Genomic DNA, 18,669 nt, shown 5'->3' with positions numbered 1-18,669 from the left:
CGATGGCGCCATCCATGGCGCCAACGGTCCTGCAGCCCCACACCGCCCCACCCCCGATGGTTTCCCGGTGGCGGTGGGTGACCTGCGATTGCGGGTAGGTGCCGACCTTGGTCGACACGGTAGATCCACGCCATGCGTGGATGCAGAGCGAAGCGATCCGCTTCCGCTTTTGATCTTCTCTTTCTTTTCCGTGGTGGACGCACACGGAAACTGTCCGTGGCCGGGCGCTTTTGCCTTCAGATACCGGCCCACCACGAGGGGCTGCGCCGTTGGCTGGAAACCTAGACCGGTGCCAGTGCAGTGAACGGTGCCCACGGCAGGTTGCGCAGCAGCGCATACCCGGGCAGCACCCAGAGCCAGAACACGGGATTGGCCAGTACCCGCATCAGCGGGTCGAGCGCGCGTGGGCGGATGCCGGCGATGTTCAGCAGCATCAGCAACAGGAACGGCAGGCTGATGACCAGCAGCGGGTTCATCGCCATCGCGCCGGGCAGGTCGAAGTGGACCAGGGAATACAGGCAGCGCGTGCTGCCACAGCCCGGGCAGTACAGGCCGGTCAGGGCGTAGAGCGGGCAGCTCGGCAACGGATTGCCGGCGACATACGGATTGACGTTGCGCAGGACCACCGTGGCACCCACGGCCAGGCCGGCGGAAACCAGCAGCGGTGCCCAGCGGGCGAGTCGGGAACGGATGGGAAGCGCGGACATGCAACAACGGATCCGGCGCAGGCGCCGGATCCGTCCAGGCGTATCAGTAGCCGCTGTTGCTCATCGCGCCCATGCCGCCGAGCACAACGAAGAACAGCACGTACAGCACGACCACGACGACCCAGGCGATGGCCGACCAGATGGCCCACTTCTTGGCCTTGGCAGCCGAATCCTGGGCGCCGGCGATGTCGCCAGCGGCCAGCTTGCCGTTGACCTGGGCGGCGTAGACGATCGACACGATGCCGGCCGGCAGGCAGCAGAACAGGGTGGTCAGGATCGCCCAGACCAGGTTGTTCGGGACCTGCGGAGTAGCGGTATTCATGGGTTCAAGCTCCTTGATGGGTGGTGGTGGTGAATCATTGGTCGGAAAGAGCGCCCAGTACGGCCAAGCCGCCGAACAGCCCGAACCACAACAGCAACAGGACTGGCAGGGCCACGGCCGAAGCCACCGCCCACCAGCCCGCCTTGCGCGACGCGCTGTAGGCCCCCGGCAGGTCGCCGGCCGCGCGGCGGCCATCGACCTGGGAGGCATAGACGATCGACACCACGCCCAACGGCAGGCAGCAGAACAGCGTCGTCAGGATCGCCCAGACCAGATGGTTGGGGATGTAGACCGGACGGCTGAGCGGTGGTGGTTGATTCAAAGCGAGACTCCATTCCTTGGTGGCCGGCCGTGATGTATCGACCGGACCTCCCCCCTGTGGGTGCGTAATCTACCGCAACCGACGTTGCATGTATGCGTTTACAGTCACGACATGTCGCGTACGCCACTGGACGGTGACGTATGTGGGGGAGGTCGCCGGGCCCGACTGGCGGGCCGGTACCGTCAGGCGTGATCGCCGCGCAAGGCCCGCACCTGGGCCTCCAACACCGGTGCGCTGGTGCTGTGGCCATCCACGGCCGGTGCGGCCACCACCTCGACGGTGGCACGGAAACGGCGTGGCACGCGCATCCGGCCAAGGCGGCTGTCGCGACGGCTCCACATGCTCGACCACATGCCGCGCAGCGCCATCGGCACCACCGGCACCGGCCGCCGTTCGAGGATCTTCTCGACGCCGGACTTGAACGGCGCCATCGCACCATCCTTGGTCAACGCACCTTCGGGGAAGATGCAGACAAGCTCGCCTTCGGCCAGCGCGGCGTCTATGTCATCGAACGCGCGCTGCATCAGCGCCGGGTCTTCGCGCGCGCCGGCAATCGGGATCGCCTTGGCGGTGCGGAAGATCCAGCGCATCACCGGGATGTTGAAGATCCTGTAGTACATGACGAAGCGCACCGGGCGCGGAATCGTCGCCGACAGGATCAGCGCGTCCATGTAGCTGACATGGTTGCAGACCAGCAGCGCGGCGCCTTCGTCGGGCACGTTCGCTTCGATGCCGTGCGGGCGCAGCCGGTACAGGGTGCGCACCATCAGCCAGCTGAGGAAGCGCATCAGGAATTCGGGGACGATGGTGAAGATGTAGATCGCCACCAGCGCGTTGGCGATGGCCAGCGCCAGGAACTGCTGCGGAATGGTCCAGTGCAGCAGCTTGTGCGCGGCCAGCGACAGCAGGGCCGCGCCCACGATGAAGCCGGAATTCTGGATGTTCAGCGCGGCGAACACACGCGACATCTGCGCTTTCGGCGTGCGGCTCTGGATCAGCGCGAACAGTGGCACCACGAAGATGCCGGTGAACAGGCCGATGCCGACCAGGTCGATGACGATGCGGATGCTGCCCGGCTGCTGCAGGAACGTGCCGATGGTCAGTCCGTGCACCGTTGCTTCGCCACTGCGGGCGAAGTACAGGTCGAGCAGGAACGCGGTCATGCCGAACGCACCCAGCGGCACCAGGCCGATTTCCACCGTGCGTGCCGACAGCTTCTCGCACAGCAGCGAGCCAACGCCGGTGCCGACCGAGAACAGGGCCAGTGCGAACAAATACAGTTTGGGTTCGCCGCCGAGGTTGGCCAACGCGTAGTTGGGCAGCTGCGAGGTCAGCACGGTGCCGACGAACCAGAACCAGGACACCCCGAGGATGGCGTTGCGCACCGCCTTCTGCTGCCGTGCCATGCGCAGCACAACCCGCGACTCCGGCAGGGGGTTCCAGTTGATCTTCAGGTTCGGATCGCCGGCGTCGACCTTGGGGATCAGGCGCGCGGCGATGTTGCCGCAGATGGCCAGAGCGATCACCGCTGTGGCTGCCACGATCGGACCGTGGCTGCCCGCAAGCAGGAACACCGAGCCGCCGATGATCATGCCGGACAGGATTGAGATCGAAGTACCCATCTCGACCAGGCCGTTGCCGCCGGTCAGTTCCTCGGGTTTCAGCACCGAGGGCAGTACCGAGTACTTCACCGGGCCGAACAGGGTCGACTGCATGCCGGTACAGAACAGCGCGACCAGCAGGAACGGCAGGTTCTCGGTGATGAAACCGACAGCCGCCATCGACATGATCACGATCTCCATGGTGGTGGTGATCACGATCAGCCGCGATTTTTCCAGTTTGTCGGCGATCTGCCCGGCCAGCGCCGAGAACAGGAAGTACGGCAGGATGAAGATGGCTGGCGCCAGCGTGGTGTAAAGCGAACGCTGCTCCTCCGAAACGCCCAGATAGAACAACAGGCCGATGATCGCCTGCCGGTACACGTTGTCGTTGAACGCCCCGAGCGCCTGGACGACGAAGAACGGCAGGAAACGGCGCTGGCGCAGCAGGGCGAACTGGTTGTGACCGGACATGGAGCCTCCTTGACCGGCGCAGCCTAGCATTCCTGCCTATCCGCTGTGGGTGCGGACCTGTGGGTGCGGACCGTTGGTCCGCACACTTTGAAAGATCTCAGACGATATCGTCGACCACGCCGCCATCCACGCGCAGTGCCGCACCGGAGGTGGCGGAGGCCTGCGGCGAGGCCAGGTACACCACCATGTTGGCCACTTCCTCGACCGTGGCGGTGCGCTGGATCACCGAAGACGGCCGGTGTGCCATCACGAACTCGCGGCCGATCTGCTCCAGTGGCTTGCCACTGCGCTGGCGTTCATCTTCGAACATCGCCGCGAAGCCGTCGGACAGGGTCGGGCCGGGCAGCACCGCGTTGACGGTGACGCCACTGCCGGCCACGCGCTTGGCCAGGCCGCGCGACAGCGACAGCTGCGCGGTCTTGCTGACCCCGTAATGGATCATGTCGACCGGAATGTTGCGTGCCGATTCGGAGGAGATGAACAACACGCGGCCCCAACCGGCTGCCACCATCGCCGGCAGCAACGCACGCGACAGGCGCACGCCGGACATCACGTTGGTCTGCCAGTAGCGCTCCCAGGTGGCGTCTTCGGTCTCGAAGAAGTCCTCGGGGCCGAAAATGCCGGCGTTGTTGACCAGGATGTCGACCTTGGGCAGTCCCGCCAGCAGCGTGTCGACGCCGGCGGCGTCGGAGAGGTCGGCGGCGAGGCCGATCACCTCGGCACCCGGAACGGCGGCGAGCAGGCGCTGGCGGGCGCGTTCGACGCTGTCGGTGCTGCGGCCGTTGAGAATGACCCGCGCACCCGCTGTGGCCAGGCCCTGGGCGATCGCCAGGCCGATGCCGGCGGTGGAGGCGGTGACCAGCGCGGTACGGCCGGCGAGTTCGATCTTCATGGGGGAGTCCAGGACCAGGGGATCACCCAGTATCCGCGCGGAAACGTGATCGGGATGCATCGCAAGGCGCAACACACGGTTGCACACGGTGCAGTAGATCCACGCCACGCGTGGATGGGATGTCCGACCAGCGATGAGGGATCAGGTCAGGCTGGTTACCGCCTCATTCGCCGCCGCCCGCACCTTCGGCAGCATCCGCAGCACCAGCGCCATCTGCGTGCGGATCAGCTGCAGCTTCGGCGGCATCGCCTCACCGATCTGCTCCAGCTCGGCGGCCACCGCGCGGTCGGCGTCATTGTCGTCCTCGCTGACCGGCTGCCGTGCGGCCAGGGCCGAGGACAGCTGCTGCAGCGCCTTTCGCACGCGCTCACCGGCGGCCAGCGCCAGCGGATCACCGGCGTAACTGTCCACCTGGTCGCGGTGCGCACCCAGCGCCGAGAGATGGCCGAGCAGCATGTTGGACAACGCCAGGAAATGGAAACCGGCATCGAGGTTGCGGCGCACGTGGCCCGGTTCGCGCAGCATGTTCGACAGCGCGGTGGACAGCGCGGCATCGGCGTTGTGCATGTCGCGGCGGGCGATGCGGTAGGCAAGGTCATCGCGCATGCCGCTGCGGTACTGGCCCAGTACCGAATCCAGGTAGCGTGCGGCGGTGTCCAGCACGCGCGCCAGCACGAGGTGCAGCTGGCGGCCCTGCCAGTCGGGCAGGATCAGGAACGCGGCGGCGGCGGCAATCGCGCAGCCCAGCAGCGTATCGACCATGCGCGGCACGATCAGCACGAAGCCATCGCCGATCAGGTTGAAGCAGGTCAGGGCCATCACCGTGATCGCCGCCGATGCCACCAGGTAGCGGTCGGTGCGGGTGAAGAAGAACAACAGCGCCGACAGCAGCGCGATCAGCAGCTGCACGTGCAGCTGCGGGAACAGCTGCAGCAGCGCCCAGGTCAGCACCAGGCCGGCCACGGTGCCGACGATGCGTTGCGCCAGGCGCTGGCGGGTGGCACCGAAGTTGGGGCGGCATACGAACACGATGGTCAGCAGCACCCATGAGCCGTTCTGGGCATTGAACAGGCGGATCGCCGCGAAACCGGCGATCAGTGCCAATGCCATGCGCAGGCCGTGGCGGAACAGGACCGAACCGGGCGTGAGCTGCTGGCGCACGCGCACGCCCATCTCGCGAAGGGTGTGCGGGTTGCTGTCGCGCAGGCGGGTATCGACGTTGTCCAGGCTGGCCTCGGAACGCTCCGCATCCAGCAGGCGGCGCTCGATGCTGCGCAGGTTGTGCACGAGCAGGTCGAGCGAGCCGAGCAGTCGCTGCCACTGCGGCCGCTGCTGGTCGCGCAGATAGGCCAGCGCATCGGCCAGATCGCGTCCGGCCTGCTGGTTGCTTTCGCCATACACGAATGGACGGCGCAGGCGGATCGCCCCGCCCAGCCGCGCGCAGGCCTGCCCCTGCAGGTCGAGCAGGCGCTGGCAGCGGTACAGCACATCGCTATGGAAGAAAGCATCGACCAGCGCACCGTACGGGTAGTGCGAGGAACTGGCGCGCTCGTGGAAATCCTGTGCCATGTAATAGAGGCGCAGGTACAGGCCGGAGTTCACGCCTGGCCGCCCGGAACGGCCGAAGCGGGCGAGGATCGCGGTCTTGGCCTCGTTCAACGCACCGACCACGCGCCGGTTCTGCTCGGCCAGGTCGAGCTGGCGACGTTGCAGGTCGGCCTCGCGCACCGGCTCGAACAGTGTTGCCTTCAACTGCAGGTAGCGGCCCAGTTCAACGTACAGGCGCGCCACGCGTTCGCGGACCGGACGGTTGGCGAACAGCGCGGTCCACAGGATCGACAGCAGGCCGTACCAGACCGCACCGGCCAGCAGGTGGCTGACCGCGTCCAGCGCGCTGTGCAGGTCGCTGGCACCGTGTTGTTCCAGGCCGATCATGGTGTAGATCGCCAGCGTTACCGTGGCCTGGGCGATCGACGCGTAGCGTTCGCCGAGCGCACCCAGCAGGGTCAGCCCGAACGTGGACAGCGCCAGCGCCCCGATGAAGATCCATGGCCAGGGGAACAGCCAAATCACCGACGCGGCGGCAAGGCAGAAGCACAGCAGCGACAGCAGTACCGCCTTGGTACGTCCCCACCAGTTGTCATCGGTCTCGGCGATGGCGCTGGCGATGATGCCGAGGAACACGCCGGGCAGGGCGGTGAGCGCATCCAGTTGCCAGCACACGGCAAGCGCTGCGGTCAGGGCGATGAACACGCGCAGGCCGTAGCTGGCCTTTTCGTGGGCCCACAGGCGGCTGAGGCGGGATTCGCGGGCGGACATGCAGGCTCGGTGGAAGGGTCTCCCACCATTATTGCGGGCTGCGCGTGAAATATGGAGTGCGGACCAACGGACCGCACCCCCGGCGGTGCCGGGCCTTACATGTCGAACCGCACGCTCACCGCGAACGTACGCGGCAGGCCGACGCCGGCGTTGGACCAGTATTTCCGGTTGGCCAGGTTCTCGACGCTGGCGCGCACGGTCACCGGGTGGCCGGAGGCGAGCAGGCGATAGCCGATGCCTGCATTGACCAGCGTGTAGTCGGGCAGCTTCAGGGTGTTGTCGGCGTCGTACCAGACATCGCCGTAATAGCGCACGGCGGCGTAGGTCTCCAGCCCATCCACCCATGGCAGCTGGTAGGTGGCATGCAGTACTCCGCTCCAGCGCGCAGCACCTGCGGTGCGCTTGCCTTCCTGCGAGGCGCTGCCCGGAGACAACTTGTCGTAGGTCGGGTCCAGCCAGGTCACGCCGCCCCCCACCGTCAGCGCGTCTGTCACGTGCAGGTCGCCATTGGCTTCGATGCCTTCGTACAGCGTGATGCCGTCCTGCACCAGGCGAGGCAGGCTGCCGGCGATCAGCTGGTCGATGTTGGCGCCACGTTCCAGCCGGAACGCCGCCAGATTCGCATTCCAGCGTGCCGCGTCGACCTTCGCGCCGATCTCGTACTGCTTGCTGATGGTCGGGTCGAGCACGTCGCCGGCGTTGGCGTAGCTGTTGCCCACGCGGCTGCCCGCTTCCAGCGATTCGATGTAGCTGGCGTAGAGTGTGACCGCCTCGCTGGGCTTGAACATCACGGCGTAGGTCGGTGTGACCGGGTAGGTGTGGTAGCGGCCCTTGGTCTCGTAGTCGTTGTAGCGCCAGCCCGCCAGGACCGACCAGCCGCTGCCGAGATCGACGGTATCGCTCGCGAACACCGCCTGCTGCACGGTCTCGTCGCCGCGGGTCATCGCCCGTAAACCCACGGCGTCATGGCGGATCGCGTGGCGCTGGTACAGGTTGGCGCGGCCGATCAGGCTCCATTCGTAGGGGCGGTCCCAGCCCAGCCCGGTCTGGTGGCTGATGCCCGCCACCACCTGATGCTGCAGGGGGCCGGTGCGGAAGCTGCCCTGCAGCATCGCCTGGGCCAGCTTCCACTCACTCTTGCCACCCAGTTCGTAGACGTTGACGTCGTAGTCGCCGTTGGGATTGTCGATGTAGGCGAAGATCTTGTTGACGTCATTCCACGAGGTGGTGACGCCGTAACTCAGGCTGGCTTTCCAGTTGCTGTTGATCTGCCAGTTCAAGCCGGTCGACAGCAGGCTGGATCGGGTGTCGTAGTAGGTGCCGGGTACGCTGTTGTCGGTATCCCCGGCAATCGGTCGCGGCAGCGATGTCAGGCCACGGAAGTAGTACTGCGGCGACTCTTCGCGCAGATCGCGTGACTGGAACACGCCGTCGAAGGTCCAGGTCAGTACATCGCTCAGGCGCGCATCCAGCGACAGTGCGCCAACCTTGCGATCGACGTGCCCACCATTGAAGGTCTCGCCCTTTTCCTGGAAGGCGTTGAAACGGTAGCCGAACATCTGCTCGTTGCCGAAACGTCCGCCAACGTCGATGCCGCCGCTGACGATGCCCTGTTCACGCCAGCCCAGCTGGGCGGAGAAGGTGGGCGTGTCCGTCGGCTTCCTGGTGATGTAGTTGACGATGCCGCCGGGTGCACCGAACCCGTACAGGAAACCGCCCGGGCCTTTCAGCAGATCGACCTGTTCCATCACTTCCAGCGGCCATTCGGTACCCCAGGAAGAGACCTGCAGGCCATTGACGCGATAGCTGTCGAAATTCAGTTCGATACCGCGATTGCGGATGGGCGAGCTCCAGCCGCTGGCGTAGGCGCTGACCTGGGTGGTGACCGAGGGGTCGAGCAGGAAGGCTTCGCCCAGCGAGACCACCTGGCGCTGCTCGATCTGCTCGCGGCCAACAGCGGTGATCGCAAACGGAGTGTCGCGCAGGGCGCGGTCGCCCAGTGCGCCGGCGTCGGTATGGGTGCGTTCGGCGGTGACCTTCACCGCATCCAGATCGATGGCGTTACGGCTGACGGCCGGCGCTTCGGCATGGGCAGCGCAGGCGGCGGACAGGGCGGAGGCCAGCAGGGCCAGGCGGGGGAGACGGGAAGGCAGCATCGATGGTGGTCCTCGACGGACGGCCACAGGCCATCCGCCCACGGGTGGGGGAAGGGGCAGTGGCTGGGATCACGCAGGCTGGCCGGAGATGGCAGCGGGGCGCCGCGAAGGGGCGCAGGACCATGGCTGGATGAGAATTGTTCTCTTTTCGTTACGGCACGTCAAATCCAAAGCGGCGTGCGGACCAACGGTCCGCACCCACCAGAGGCAGGTGTTGCACTAGATCCACGCCGTGCGTGGATGGGCCCTTCTACGCCCGCTGCGCGCGCTTGAGCAGCTTCGCTTCGCGCCTGCGCGCGCGACGTGCCCGCCAGCGCTCGGCCAGGCAGGAGAAGATCACGTACAGCGCCGGGGTGCTGAGCAGGGTCAGGCTCTGCGAGAACAGCAGGCCGCCGATCATCGCGATACCCAGCGGACGACGCAGCTCGGACCCTTCGCCCAGGCCGATCGCCAGCGGAACCGCCGCCAGGATCGCCACCATCGTGGTCATCATGATCGGACGGAAGCGTACGATGCTGGCCTCGCGTGCCGCCTCGCGCGGTGCCAGCCCATGCTCGCGCTGCGCCACCAGCGCGAAGTCGATCATCATGATCGCGTTCTTCTTGACGATGCCGATCAACAGCACCAGCGCGATCATCGAGATCACCGACAGTTCGGTGTTGGTGCCGAACAACGCCAGCAGCGCACCCACGCCCGCCGCCGGCAGCGTGGACAGGATGGTGACCGGATGGATCAGGCTCTCGTAGAGCATGCCCAGCACCAGGTACACGGTCAGGATCGCGGCAAACACCAGGATCAGCATGTCGCTGGGATCGGAGTTGAACCCGAACCCCGCATCATCGGCCAGGCGGATGTCGCCGGGCATGCGCATGCCGGCCACGGTGGCGTCGATGATCGCCTTGGCTTCGCCCATGCTCACGTTCGGCGCCAGGTTGTAGCTGAGGTCCATCGTCGTGTACTGGTTCTCATGGGTGATCTGCGAAGGCGCCAGCCCCGGCACCTGCTTGGCCACCGCAGTGAGCGGCACCATGTCGCCGTTGCGCGCACGCACGTGCACCTCGTCGAGCGCCGCCGGCGTAGCGGTCTGCGAAGGCAGGGCGTTGACCACCACGCTGTACTGGTTGATGTCTGAATAGATGGTCGAGATCTGGCGCTGGCCGAACGCGCCGTACAGGGCGCCGTCGATGGCGCCGACCGAAACACCCAGGCGGGCTGCCTTGGCACGGTCGATCTCGATGTTCTGGCGCAGGCCGGCATTGTCCACGTCGGTGCCGACGTCGCGCAGCTTCGGGTTCTTCTTCAGCTCCGCCTGCAGTTTGGGCAGCCATTCCTGCAGTGACGCCAGGTCATTGCCCTGCAGCGAGATGCGGTACTGCGCGCCCTGGCTGGAGCCACCGCCATCGTTGCTGGGCAGATCCTGGATCGCGCGCAGGCGCAGTTGCAGGTCGGGGTAGCGGTCGGCCTTCGCACTCAGACGCGCCAGGACATGCGCGGTGGTTTCGCGGCGGCCTTCCTTTCGCGACTTCAGCTCGACGTTGAACTGTGCGCTGGAGCCCTGGCGGCCGCTGCCCAGGCGCACGCCCACGGTCTTCACCGCCGGGTCGGCCATCAGCATGTCGGTGATGCGGCGCTGGCGGCTGACCATGTCCTCGAAGGAGACCGTAGCGCTGGAGTTGGCGCGGCCCCAGATCAGGCCGGTGTCCTGCGGCGGGAACGCGCCCTTCTTCACTGCACCGAACAGGAAGATGGTTGCACCGATCAGCAGCAGCGGTGTCAGCGACAGCAGCAGCGCATGGCGCAGCGAGAAGTCCAGGAACACGGTGTAGATGCGCAGCATGCGCTCGTGGCCGGCGTCCAGCCAGCGGCCGAAGCGTGACGGCGGCGCCGTGTGGTCGTGGGCGCTGAGGAAGCGGCTGCACAGCGCCGGGGTCAGCGTCAGCGAGACGATCATCGAGACCACGATCGCTGCCACCAGGGTGACGGTGAACTCGCGGAAGAACGCGCCCATCATGCCGCTGGCGAACAGCAGCGGAATGAACACCGCCACCAGCGAGGCAGTGATCGAGACGATGGTGAAGCCGATCTCGCGCGCGCCGGTCAGTGCCGCCTGCATCCGCGGCATGCCTTCGTCGAGGTGACGCATGATGTTCTCGATCACCACGATCGCATCGTCGACCACGAAGCCGATCGCGATCACCAGCGCCAGCAGGCTCAGGTTGTTCAGGGTGAAGCCCATCACGTACATCACCAGCGCGGCACCGGCCAGCGACAGCGGCACGGTTACGGCGGCGATCAGCGTCGGCGCCAGCCGGCGCAGGAACAGCGCCATGGTCAGCACCACCATTGCCAGGCTGATCAGCAGGGTGATCTGCACTTCATGCAGCGACGAGCGGATGGTCGGTGTACGGTCGAAGTACGGCGTCATCGTGGTGCCGGGCTGCAGGTAGTCGCGCAGCGCGGGAATCTGCGCCTTCACCCGGTCCACGGTTTCCACGATGTTGGCGCCGGCGCGGGTGAACACGTACATCACCACGGCGGGTTTGTGGTCGAACCACGCGGCCTGGTAGGCATCCTGCTGGCCGTCGTAGACGTTGGCGATGTCCTTCAGGCGGATCACCCGGCCATCGCCCTGGGTCTTCACCACCAGGTCGGCGAAGTCGGCCGCACGCGCGACCGAATCGTTGGCGATGATCGCGGTGGTGGTATTTCCATCGCTGAGGAAGCCGGTGGGCGAGGTCACGTTGGCCGCGCGTACGGCGTTGCGCAGATCATCGGCAGTCAGGCCCAGCGCGTTCATCAGGCGCAGGTTGACGTCCACGCGTACCGCCGGCGTCGAAGCACCGGCAATGTCGACCGAGGCAACGCCGCTGATCTGGCGGATGCGCTGCGCCAGCAGCGAGTCGGCGACGTTGTACAGCTCATCGGCCGACTGCGTCTGCGAGGTCAGTGCGATGGCGATGACCGGGTCGTCGTTCGGGTTCGCCTTCTGGTACATCGGCGATCCCATGCCCGAGGGCAGGTCGGCCTGTGCCGAGTTGATCGCGGTCTGTACGTCCAGCGCGGCCGAATCGATGTCGTGGCCGCTCTGGAAGATCATGAACACCAACGAGCTGCCTTCCGAGCTCGACGAGCGCATGCGGTCGATGCCCGGCAGCTGGCCGAGATGGCGTTCCAGCGGCGCGGTGACCGTGGAAGCCATGGTTGCCGCATCGGCACCAGATTGGCTGGCGTGCACGAAGATCACCGGAATCTCGATGTTCGGCAGTGCCGACACGCCCAGGCGCAGGTAGCAGATCAGGCCGACCATGAACAGGCCGATGGCCAGCAGCGCGGTGCCGATCGGGCGGCGGATGAAGGGGCCGGACAGGTTCATCGTGCGGCCCCCCGCGGCAGCGGGGCGTGGATCATGCCTGCGGCTCCTGCAGCGATCCGTCGCGCAGTGCGCGCTGCTCGCGGCGGCGGGCAAGCCATTCGGAGAAGCGCTCCATGTACAGGTAGATCACCGGCGTGGTGTACAGGGTCACCAGCTGCGACAGCAGCAGGCCGCCGACGATGGCGATGCCCAGCGGGCGGCGCAGCTCCGAGCCGATGCCGGTGCCCAGCGCCAGCGGCAGCGCGCCGAGCATTGCCGCGGCGGTGGTCATCATGATCGGACGGAAGCGCAGCAGGCAGGCCCGGCGGATCGCTTCATGCGCATTGGCACCGGCGCGGCGCGCCTCGATCGCGAAGTCCACCATCATGATGCCGTTCTTCTTGACGATGCCGATCAGCAGCACGATGCCTACGATGCCATCCACCGACAGGCTCAGCCCGCACAGCATCAGCGCCAGCAGCGCGCCGACACCGGCCGGCGGCAGCGTGGAGATGATCGTGATCGGGTGGATGTAGCTCTCGTAGAGCACGCCCAGCACGATGTAGATCACCACCAGCGAGGCCAGCAGCAGCCACACCACATCGGTCTGGCTGCCGGTGAATTCGGCGGCCTTGCCGATGAATTCGGCATGCAGGTGTGCCGGCATGTCCAGGCTGTCCTTGGTCTCCTGGATCGCACGCACGGCGTCGGACAGCGAATAGCCTGGCGCCACGTTGAACGAGACCGTCACCGCTGGCAGCTGCTGCTGGTGGCTGACCACCAGCGGCGCACTGCTGACCTTGCCTTCGGCCAGTGCCGAGAGCGGAATGATGCTGCCGGCGCCGACGGTGATGCCGGTGTTCTGCGCGCCGATGCCGGTAGCCGTCGATGAATTCGACGAGGTGACCTGGCCGAAGCTGGTGGCATTGGTACCGGTCAGCGCACCGGCACCATTGGAGGCAACGGCCAGCTGTTCCATCAGCGCGGTGCTGGTGCGGAACTCCGGCGCCACTTCCAGTACAACCCGATACTGGTTGAGTTCGGTGAAGATGGTCGAGATCTGGCGCTGGCCGAACGCATCGTAGAGCGTGTCGTCGATGGTCTGCATCGGCACGCCCAGCACGCTGGCCTTGTCGCGGTCGATGTTCAGCTCGAGGGCGCGGCCCTGGTTGGACAGGTTGTTGTCGACGTCAGCCAGTTCCGGGCGCTTGCGCAGCGCTTCGGTCAGGCGTGTGGCCTGGGTGGCCACCGTCGCCGGATCGACGTCCGACAACGAGTACTGGTACTCGGTGGCGGCCACGCGGGTGTCCAGGGTTACGTCCTGTACCGGCTTCAGGTACAGCGCCACGCCCGGAATACCGGCCACCGCCTTCTGCAGGCGCGGCAGGATCTCATCCAGGCCATCGCGCTCGCCGCGTTCCTTCAGCACGATCGACAGCTGGCCCTGGTTGAGCGTGGGATTCATGCTGCCCGCGCCAATGAAGGCCGACACGCCGGTCACATCCGGATCCTGGCGCAGCGCTTCGGCGACCTGCCTGGTGCGCTGCTCCATCTGCGGGAAGGCGATGTTCTGGTCGGCCTGCACCACGCCGGTGATCAGGCCGGTGTCCTGTTCGGGCAGCAGGCCCTTGGGAATCAGCACGTACAGCAGCACGGTCAGCACCAGTGCGCCGCCGGCCACGGCCAGGGTCAGGCGCTGGTGGCCCAGCACCCAGTCCAGGCTGCGCTCGTACAGGCCGACGGTGCGCGTCCACAGGTTCTGCGTGCCGGCCGCGGCCGCACGCTCATGCGCATCCTCGCCCTCGGGCAGGGCGTCGGGCTTGAGCAGGTAGGCGCACATCATCGGGGTCAGCGTCAGCGAGATCAGCATCGACAGCACGACGGCGATGCTCAGCACCCACGCGAACTCATGGAACAGGCGGCCGGTGACGCCGGGCATCAGCAGCAGCGGCAGGAACACTGCCACCAGCGACACGGTCAGCGACAGCACAGTGAAGCCGATCTGGCGCGCACCGATCTCGGCCGCTTCCTTGCCACTCTTGCCCTGCTCGATGTAACGCACGATGTTCTCGATCATCACGATCGCATCGTCGACCACGAAGCCGGTGGCCACCACCAGCGCCATCAGCGAGAGGTTGTCCAGCGACATGCCGGTGAAGGCCATCACCGCGAAAGTGCCCGCCAATGACAGTGGCACGGCCACCGAGGGAATGATCGTGGCCCACAGTCGGCGCAGGAACACGAAGATCACTGCGACCACCAGGCCGATGGTGAGGATCAGGGTGAACTGCACTTCATGCACCGAGGCGCGGATGGTCTCGGTACGGTCGTTGAAGATCTCCAGGTGCACGTCGGCTGGCAGCACGCCCTGCAGCTGCGGCAGGATCGCGCGGATGCGCTCGACGGTCTGCACGATGTTGGCGCCGGGCTGGCGCCGCACTTCCAGCAGCACCGCCGGCTTGCCATCGGCCCAAGCGGCCAGCTGGTCGTTCTCCACGCCATCAACCACTTCGGCCACGTCGGACAAACGCACCGGACGGCCGTTCTTGTAGCTGATGATGGTGTCGCGGTACTCGGCGGCACTGGTGAGCTGGTCGTTGGTACCGATGCTGTAGGACTGGGTCTTGCCGTTCAGTGAACCCTTGGGTGCATTGACGTTGGCCTGGGTCAGCGCGCTGCGCAGCTCTTCCAGGGTCAGGCCCATGTTCGACAGCTGCGCCGGATTGACCTGGATGCGCACGGCCGGACGCACGTTGCCGGCGATCGAGACCAGGCCCACGCCCTGTACCTGCGACAGGCGCTGGGCGAGGATCGAGTCGGCGTAGTTGTTGACGTCGCGCAGCGGCCGCGTATCGGAGGTCAGCTTGAGGGTGACGATGGCCGCGTCGGCCGGGTTCACCCGGTTGTAGACCGGCTGGTAGGGCAGCGACGAGGGCAGGGTGGCCTGGCGTATCGCCGCCTGTACGTCCTGCGCGGCGATGTCGATGTTCCGGTCCATCGAGAACTGCAGGATGATCGTGGACAACCCGGCCGACGAGTCGGAGGTCATCAGCTCCAGCCCGGAGATCTGACCGAACTGGCGCTCCAGCGGCGTGGTGACCAGCGAGGCCATGGTGGTGGCGTTGGCGCCAGGGTACTGGGTGGTGACCACCAGGCTGGGCGCATCGATTTCCGGCAGCGCCGACACCGGCAGCTTGCGGTAACCGAGGATGCCCAGCAGCAACAGGCCCGCCATCAACAGCGAGGTGGCGATGGGGCGGCGGATGAAGATCGTCGAAAAGCCCACGGACTGATCCTTGCTGGCACTTCAATGGCAGCGCCGGCAGGCATGCCGGCGCGGGAAGGTCAGTAGCCTGCGCTCAGCGCGGGCCACCACCGCGACGGCCACCGCCGCCGTTCTTCTGCTCGGCGGCCTTCAGTTCGGCCTCGGTCGGTGCGACCGGGGTCTCGCCCGGCTTCAGCGCGGTGACCTTGCTGCCCGGCTTCAGGCGGAACTGGCCTTCGCTGACCACGCGCTCGCCGCCCTTCAGGCCTTCGGCGATCTGCACCTGGCTGTCGCCCACTTCCACGCCGCTGCGCACGGTCTGCATCTTCACCGTGTTGTCGCCCTGCACGACATAGACGTACTCGCCATCCGGCCCGCGCAGCACCGCCTGGGTCGGAATGACCACGCCGCCGGCAATCGTGCGCAGCTGCATGCGCACGTTGACGAACTGGCCCGGCCACAGGCCGTTGTCGGTGTTGTCGAAGATCGCGCGTGCCTTGAACGTGCCGCTGTCGGCACTGATCAGGTTGTCGACCACGTCCAGCTTGCCGTCACCGGACAGCACGTGCGAATCGGCGCGGTCCAGCGCTGCCACCGGCACCGCACCGGCGGCCTGTGCCTGGCGCACGTCGCCGAGCTGGCGCTCGGGCAGGTTGAACAGCACGTGGATCGGATGGATCTGGGTCAGGGTGACCAGCGCGGTGCCGGCGTTGACCACGTTGCCGGCGTCGACCGCACGGATGCCGGCGATGCCGGTGATCGGCGCGGTGACCTTGGTGTACTGCAGCTGCACCTGCGCCGAGCGCATGCTGGCCTCGTTCGCCGCGACTGCGCTTTCGTACTGTGCCACTTGGTTTCGCTGTGTATCCAGATCGGTCTTGGCGACGAACTGGCGATACTCCGGCGCGTTCGAGCGCTGGTAGTTGGAACGCGCGGTGGCCAGCAGCGCCTCGTTCTGGCGCTTGGATGCCACCGCCTGGTCATAGCTGGCCTGGGCGGTGCGCGGGTCGATCACCGCCAGCACATCGCCCTTCTTCACTTCCTGGCCTTCGCGGAAGTTCAGGCTCATCAGCTGTCCGCCCACCTGCGGGCTGACGGTGACGGTGTTCATTGCCGTCACCGTGCCCAGCGCGCTGGCATAGACCGGCACGTCCTGGCGTGCCGCATCCACCACGGTGACCGGCACCGGGCCGGCATCCGGGTCTTCACCGCCCTGGCGCGCAGCTGCTGCCGCGCCACCGGCCTTTTCCTTGCCCCCGCCAAGTACGCGCAGGCCGACCACGGCCAGCACCAGTACCGCCACGACCAGCAGCACGATCTTCCAAACACGTGACATTCAAGGACTCCAAGAGGGCTGGACGGGGCGCGGCCCCGGTTGGCAATGCGCAAAGCATACCTGCGCCACATCACGTTTCCTGCATGACGGATGGGACGGGCGCTATGACCGGATCTGGCCGCGGAGGTTCCCGTGGCGGCGGCGTTGCCCTACATTCAGCTGGAACCCCCTTTGCCGTGGAGATTGCGATGCGCCGTTCGCTGCTGCTGTCCGCCCTGCTGCTGGCCCTGCCGGTCCTTGCCCATGCCCAGGACGGGCAACGCCCCGAAGTGACCGCCGCCGCCCAGCGCCTGCAGGCCAAGGTGGTCGAATGGCGCCGTGACTTCCATCAGCACCCGGAGCTGTCCAACCGCGAGGTGCGAACCTCGGCCGAGGTCGCCAAGCGCCTGCGTGCGATGGGCCTGAAGCCGAAGACCGGCATCGCCCACCACGGCGTGGTGGCGATCATCGAAGGCGGCAAGCCCGGCCCGAAGATCGCCCTGCGCGCGGACATGGACGCGCTGCCGGTGACCGAACAGACCGGCCTGCCGTTCGCCTCCAAGGCCACCGACCAGTACCGCGGGCAGACCGTGGGCGTGATGCATGCCTGCGGCCATGACGCGCACACCGCCACCCTGCTGGGCGTGGCCGAAGCATTGGTGGCGATGAAGAAGGACCTGCCGGGCCAGGTGATGCTGATCTTCCAGCCGGCCGAGGAAGGTGCACCGCCGCCGGAAGAGGGCGGTGCCGCACTGATGATGAAGGAAGGCCTGTTCGCCGACTTCAAGCCGGAGGCGGTATTCGGCCTGCACGTGTTCTCCAGTGTGCAGGCCGGACAGATCGCGGTGCGCGGTGGCCCGCTGATGGCGGCCTCGGACCGTTTCGGCATCAAGGTGATCGGCCGCCAGACGCACGGCTCGGCGCCGTGGAACGGGGTTGATCCGATCGTCGCCACCGCCGACCTGGTGGGGACCGCGCAGACCATCGTCAGCCGCCGCGCCAACCTGTCCAAGCAGCCTGCCGTGCTGACCTTCGGCGCGATCAACGGCGGCATCCGCTACAACATCATTCCCGACGAAGTGGAGATGGTCGGCACCATCCGCACCTTCGACGAAGGCATGCGCCAGCAGATCTTCGCCGATCTGCGCAACGTGGCCGAACACACGGCGGCTGCGCACGGTGCCAAGGCGGTGACCGACATCTACGAATCGGAGGGCAACCCGGCCACGGTGAACGACCCGGCACTGACCGCGAAGATGCTGCCGAGCCTGCAGGCGGTGGTGGGCAAGGACAACGTGTACGAGCCGCCGCTGCAGATGGGTGCGGAGGATTTCTCGCTGTACGCGAAGGAAGTGCCGGGCATGTTCTTCTTCGTGGGTTCGACCAGCGTGGGCATCGACCCGGCGACGGCGCCGGCGAATCATTCGCCGAAGTTCCTGCTGGATGAGAAGGCGCTGGATGTGGGATTGCGCGCGTTGCTGCAGGTGAGCCTGGATTACCTGCACGGTACCGGCACTCCGGCGGGGTGAGGGTTTCCGGCAGGGCTTGCAGCCCTGCACCCCCCGAGGCAACGGCAACAGCCGGAGCAACGGCAAAAGCTGGCTATCGGTGGGATGGCGGGGTGGGTCCGGTGGCAGGGGACGGCGCAAGTACGTCCCTGTAGCCTCGGTCGCGCCATCCATGGCGCTCACGCCCCTGCCACCGGACCCACCCCGCCTTCGACAGTTTCCTGCTGCTGTCAGAACGACATCCTGCTTTGGTAGGTGTCGACCTTGGTCGACACGGCGGACGTCATGAACGTCTGAAGGATCGGCTTTTGATCTTGATTTTCTGATCTTTCCCGTGGTGGTAGCCGCGTGCAGGGAACTGTCAGGGGCCGGGAGGGCAGGCGGGGCGGGGGTGTCCGCGGCATGGATGCCGCGGCCAAGCCCCCAGGGACGGGTTTAC

General features: G+C 66.6%; 11 protein-coding genes. 1 reads left to right on the top strand and 10 read right to left on the bottom strand.

From position 1 onward, the window contains the following. Positions 1 to 281: 281 nt before the first annotated feature. The 10 genes from ACTJJM_RS12625 to ACTJJM_RS12580 form a co-directional block, all read right to left on the bottom strand. Positions 282 to 707 (bottom strand): DUF2752 domain-containing protein, encoded by a 426-nt coding sequence (locus ACTJJM_RS12625; protein WP_049480653.1) that lies wholly within the window; start codon positions 705 to 707, stop codon positions 282 to 284. Positions 708 to 750: 43 nt separating this feature from the next. Further along, a complete protein-coding gene (locus tag ACTJJM_RS12620; protein ID WP_006473644.1) occupies positions 751 to 1,029 on the bottom strand; it encodes a CD225/dispanin family protein in 279 nt (92 codons plus the stop codon). Positions 1,030 to 1,063: 34 nt separating this feature from the next. Further along, positions 1,064 to 1,351, bottom strand: a complete 288-nt coding sequence (locus tag ACTJJM_RS12615; protein WP_005419784.1) for a CD225/dispanin family protein — start codon at positions 1,349 to 1,351, stop codon at positions 1,064 to 1,066. Between the two features lie 182 nt (positions 1,352 to 1,533). Next, positions 1,534 to 3,423, bottom strand: a complete 1,890-nt coding sequence (locus tag ACTJJM_RS12610; RefSeq protein WP_191863898.1) for an MFS transporter — start codon at positions 3,421 to 3,423, stop codon at positions 1,534 to 1,536. 97 nt (positions 3,424 to 3,520) lie between these two features. After that, on the bottom strand, positions 3,521 to 4,315 hold the full coding sequence (locus ACTJJM_RS12605) for an SDR family NAD(P)-dependent oxidoreductase (protein WP_049453012.1): 795 nt from the start codon (positions 4,313 to 4,315) through the stop codon (positions 3,521 to 3,523). Between the two features lie 141 nt (positions 4,316 to 4,456). Further along, on the bottom strand, positions 4,457 to 6,634 hold the full coding sequence (gene yccS / locus ACTJJM_RS12600; protein WP_019336619.1) for a YccS family putative transporter: 2,178 nt from the start codon (positions 6,632 to 6,634) through the stop codon (positions 4,457 to 4,459). Positions 6,635 to 6,729: 95 nt separating this feature from the next. After that, complete coding sequence (locus ACTJJM_RS12595; RefSeq protein WP_191850120.1) at positions 6,730 to 8,790, bottom strand: TonB-dependent siderophore receptor; 2,061 nt, start codon at positions 8,788 to 8,790, stop codon at positions 6,730 to 6,732. A 250-nt stretch (positions 8,791 to 9,040) separates the two neighbouring features. Then, entirely contained in the window at positions 9,041 to 12,163 is a 3,123-nt protein-coding gene (locus ACTJJM_RS12590) for an efflux RND transporter permease subunit (protein WP_049453005.1), read from the bottom strand. A 31-nt stretch (positions 12,164 to 12,194) separates the two neighbouring features. Next, a complete protein-coding gene (locus ACTJJM_RS12585) occupies positions 12,195 to 15,428 on the bottom strand; it encodes an efflux RND transporter permease subunit (protein WP_019336709.1) in 3,234 nt (1,077 codons plus the stop codon). A 73-nt stretch (positions 15,429 to 15,501) separates the two neighbouring features. Beyond that, positions 15,502 to 16,743, bottom strand: coding sequence for an efflux RND transporter periplasmic adaptor subunit (locus ACTJJM_RS12580; protein ID WP_010481017.1), 1,242 nt, complete (start codon positions 16,741 to 16,743; stop codon positions 15,502 to 15,504). Positions 16,744 to 16,931: 188 nt separating this feature from the next. Here ACTJJM_RS12580 and ACTJJM_RS12575 point away from each other — a divergent pair, with 188 nt between their 5' ends. After that, positions 16,932 to 18,251, top strand: coding sequence for a M20 family metallopeptidase (locus ACTJJM_RS12575; protein WP_418081625.1), 1,320 nt, complete (start codon positions 16,932 to 16,934; stop codon positions 18,249 to 18,251). Positions 18,252 to 18,669 lie beyond the last annotated feature (418 nt).

It is taken from the genome of Stenotrophomonas sp. 22692, assembly GCF_052045015.1.
Taxonomy (GTDB): Bacteria; Pseudomonadota; Gammaproteobacteria; order Xanthomonadales; family Xanthomonadaceae; genus Stenotrophomonas; species Stenotrophomonas geniculata.
This window is presented reverse-complemented; position numbering and strand designations above follow the sequence as displayed.

Excerpts from the sequence above, each read along its gene's own strand:
- ACTJJM_RS12625 (WP_049480653.1), bottom strand. The coding sequence starts at position 707 with ATGTCCGCGCTTCCCATCCGTTCCCGACTCGCCCGCTGGGCACCGCTG.
- ACTJJM_RS12620 (WP_006473644.1), bottom strand. The coding sequence starts at position 1,029 with ATGAATACCGCTACTCCGCAGGTCCCGAACAACCTGGTCTGGGCGATC.
- ACTJJM_RS12610 (WP_191863898.1), bottom strand. The coding sequence starts at position 3,423 with ATGTCCGGTCACAACCAGTTCGCCCTGCTGCGCCAGCGCCGTTTCCTG.
- ACTJJM_RS12605 (WP_049453012.1), bottom strand. The coding sequence starts at position 4,315 with ATGAAGATCGAACTCGCCGGCCGTACCGCGCTGGTCACCGCCTCCACC.
- yccS (WP_019336619.1), bottom strand. The coding sequence starts at position 6,634 with ATGTCCGCCCGCGAATCCCGCCTCAGCCGCCTGTGGGCCCACGAAAAG.
- ACTJJM_RS12595 (WP_191850120.1), bottom strand. The coding sequence starts at position 8,790 with ATGCTGCCTTCCCGTCTCCCCCGCCTGGCCCTGCTGGCCTCCGCCCTG.
- ACTJJM_RS12590 (WP_049453005.1), bottom strand. The coding sequence starts at position 12,163 with ATGAACCTGTCCGGCCCCTTCATCCGCCGCCCGATCGGCACCGCGCTG.
- ACTJJM_RS12580 (WP_010481017.1), bottom strand. The coding sequence starts at position 16,743 with ATGTCACGTGTTTGGAAGATCGTGCTGCTGGTCGTGGCGGTACTGGTG.
- ACTJJM_RS12575 (WP_418081625.1), top strand. The coding sequence starts at position 16,932 with ATGCGCCGTTCGCTGCTGCTGTCCGCCCTGCTGCTGGCCCTGCCGGTC.